Source organism: Priestia sp. BR_2 (genome assembly GCF_041954005.1).
Lineage (GTDB): Bacteria > Bacillota > Bacilli > Paenibacillales > Paenibacillaceae > Paenibacillus_AQ > Paenibacillus_AQ lautus_A.
In genome coordinates this window covers 1-3,185 of the sequence record NZ_JAVFHM010000101.1, presented here as the reverse complement: position 1 = coordinate 3,185, position 3,185 = coordinate 1, and the positions used below count along the sequence as shown (strand labels likewise).

Here is a 3,185-nt window from a genome sequence, read left to right as displayed (position 1 = left end):
TTCTTTGGGTTTTTTATAAGATTTTAAGAGTAAATCCTTCTTTCACTTAACAATATTAAAACGACAGTAATGAGCATGTACACATAGTGTCACAAGATTTAATGGTCTTTAAATACCTAAAAATCAATTTGTGCAAACGATTGCATTAAATTACTAGTTTATTATATAATGTTCAAATAAAAGTATTCTAATGTTATTAACAATTAGATTTTATGAAACTTTTAAGAAGGTATAAGCGATAGTCAGCAGTTTACGGATGAGCAGATAGTGAAAATTTTTTAATACCCAAACAGTATTTTTAGACAGGACTCTTAGTTATGCCGTATTCCTGAGGTAATCTAGCAAAATAGAAAACAGCCAGCCAAAGACACTAGCATTTACAGTATTCATTGTTGTTTTGAAAACGTTCACAACGAATGTTGTAGCACTTTACATCAGAACATCTATCTTTTGCGGCTGTTAATTAAATCATAGGAGGCAGTTATGTTAGAAGAAAAAATCGTTGAAACCAATGAAAAAAGCTTTCAGCCCAACCTACCTTATCTACCGATCAGTACCATATGGTTAATTAGTTTTGGGTTTTTAGGTGTGCAAATGGCATTTTCATTACAGAGTTCAAATATGGGACGCATATTTCAAACAATCGGTGCTGATCCAACTACATTAGGCTTTTTCTTTATATTACCGCCGTTGGCCGGTTTAGTAGTTCAGCCCTTAGTTGGTTATTTTTCAGATCGTACCTGGATGCCAAGCCTTGGCCGGCGCATACCCTATCTGCTAATTGGCGCAATTGTAGCCGTAATTGTTATGTGCTTGCTGCCAAACGCCGGCAGTTTTGGTTTTAGTGCGGTGGCTGCCATGACTTTTGGAGCTATCACTATTTTGTTTATGGACGTATCATCAAATGTAGCCATGCAGCCATTTAAGATGATGGTTGGAGACATGGTCAATGAAGAGCAAAAAGGTTTTGCCTATTCTATTCAAAGTTTTCTATCAAACAGCGGTGCTGTGCTAGCCTGTATTTTTCCTTTTGTTTTAACGGTATTAGGTGTATCAAATAGTGCACCAAAAGGAGTAGTACCACAATCAGTTGTTATTTCATTTTATGTTGGAGCCGTTGTGTTAATTATTTGTAGTCTATTTACAATACTTAAAGTAAAAGAATATTCACCTGCAGAATTTGCAGCATACCACGGTATTCCAGACGAAGCTACAAAAGAAAATGTAAACGTTTTTAACCTGCTTCGTAACGCTCCAAAGGTTTTTTGGACGGTCACGCTTGTTCAATTTTTCTGCTGGATGGGTTTTCAATATTTGTGGACGTACGGTACAGGTGCAGTCGCTGAAAACGTTTGGTATACGAATCAGCCGTCTAGCTCAGGCTATCAAGCAGCTGGCAACTGGTTCGGCATTTTATCAGCTGTACAGTCGATTGCCGCAGTCATTTGGTCACTAGTTTTGTCACGCGTAGCCAACAACGAACGTAAGCCAGCGTATGCTTTTAGTTTACTGCTAGGCGGTATTGGTTTTGGATCTGTCTTTTTTATTCACAATCAATGGATGCTGATTGCTTCATTTATTTTAATTGGTATCGCTTGGGCTGCGATGATGACGTTTCCGTTTACGATGCTTACTAACGCCCTGTCAGGAAAGAATATGGGAACATATCTAGGATTATTTAATGGAAGTATTTGTTTACCGCAAATTATAGCTTCTTGCTTGAGTTTTGCTTTGTTCCCAATAATCGGATCTTCTATGCCAGGCATGATTTTAATCTCAGGTATTTTACTTGTTACGGGAGCAGCGTCTGTTTCAATTATTAAGGAAACATACTCAAAGTAATCAGCAGCTGTGCGCGTGGTAAAAGAGTAACGTGGTTTCTTACGTTCTTTGTCTTCAAACTGTTGACTCAAACCTATAAAAATCTTATTTTTAAGTCTATTATCATGATGAAATGTAAACGAATTCAATCTGGTGGGAATTTTGATAACAAGAATGGAGAATGAATCAATGAAAACTGAAAAAGAAAAAATGATTGATGGCGAGCTGTATTTTCCAGCAGACCAAGAATTAGTAAAGGACCGAGAATCTGCAAGACGGCTTGTTCGTTTGTTTAATAATACAGACGAGACAGATTATGAAAAGCGTACAAAGCTATTAAAGGAACTATTGGGTTCAACGGGAGAACGTCTCTACCTTGAATCTAACTTTCGATGCGACTACGGATACAATATCCACGTAGGAGAAAATTTTTATGCGAACTTTGACTGCACACTTTTAGATGGGGGACGAATTACAATAGGGAAGAACTGCATGATGGCACCGGGCGTACATATTTATACGAATACTCATCCTGTGAATGCAGAACAGCGAATTACAGAAGTTGAATATACCAAGCCCGTCACGATTGGAGATAATGTATGGATTGGAGGACGAGCTGTCATCAATCCAGGCGTTACAATTGGACATAATGTTGTAATCGCTTCCGGAGCTGTTGTGATAAAAAATGTTCCAGATAATGTAGTAGTGGGAGGGAACCCCGCAAAGATTATAAAAAAGTTGGATTAGTTTTTACTAGCTGAACATCGTTTATAAAGTAACTAGAAAATAAAGTATTGCTTTATAAAGAAAGGGAAATTCGTACGATCGGTGTTTTCAATTTCTATCCGGATCGTTTAGTTGATTTAATTCTAAATAATGAAGTTGTTCCGGCTGTAAATCAAGTGGAAAACCATCCGTTCTTTCAACAGAAAGCTGCAAAGGAAGTGATGGAAGAATACGGTGTGCAAATACAAGCATGGGGACCATTTGCAGAAGGTCAGAATAATATCTTCCAAAATGAATTACTTGCCGGTATTGGAGAGAAATATGGAAAAACAGTAGCACAAGTTATTTTGCGCTGGCATATTCAACGTGGAGTAGTTACCATTCCAAAATCTGTTCATAAAGAACGTATCGCTGAAAACTTTAACATCTGGGATTTTACGTTAAATAATGAAGACGTGGCAGCAATTACTGCTATGGACAGTGGAAAAAGTGAAATCATTGATCATTTTATCGCCGATACGGCTAAGACTTTCAATGGATGGAAGGTTCATAAATAATGAAATACTTGCATCACCTAAGCAGTGAGATTTTTGATAGTAATCTACTTAAAACAGTCATAAAATTGACTGTTTTTATTA

Annotated in this window: 3 protein-coding genes; all 3 read left to right on the top strand. The window is 37.1% G+C overall.

The features are described from left to right. Window positions 1–483: 483 nt before the first annotated feature. The 3 genes from RB298_RS02680 (at window position 484) to RB298_RS02670 (ending at window position 3,104) form a co-directional block, all read left to right on the top strand. On the top strand, window positions 484–1,842 hold the full coding sequence (locus tag RB298_RS02680) for an SLC45 family MFS transporter (RefSeq protein ID WP_486045626.1): 1,359 nt from the start codon (window positions 484–486) through the stop codon (window positions 1,840–1,842). Window positions 1,843–2,010: 168 nt separating this feature from the next. Further along, window positions 2,011–2,568: a sugar O-acetyltransferase gene (locus RB298_RS02675; protein ID WP_045293431.1), complete on the top strand. Its 558-nt coding sequence runs from the start codon at window positions 2,011–2,013 to the stop codon at window positions 2,566–2,568. A 47-nt stretch (window positions 2,569–2,615) separates the two neighbouring features. Continuing rightward, on the top strand, window positions 2,616–3,104 hold the full coding sequence (locus RB298_RS02670) for an aldo/keto reductase (RefSeq protein ID WP_486045624.1): 489 nt from the start codon (window positions 2,616–2,618) through the stop codon (window positions 3,102–3,104). Window positions 3,105–3,185 lie beyond the last annotated feature (81 nt).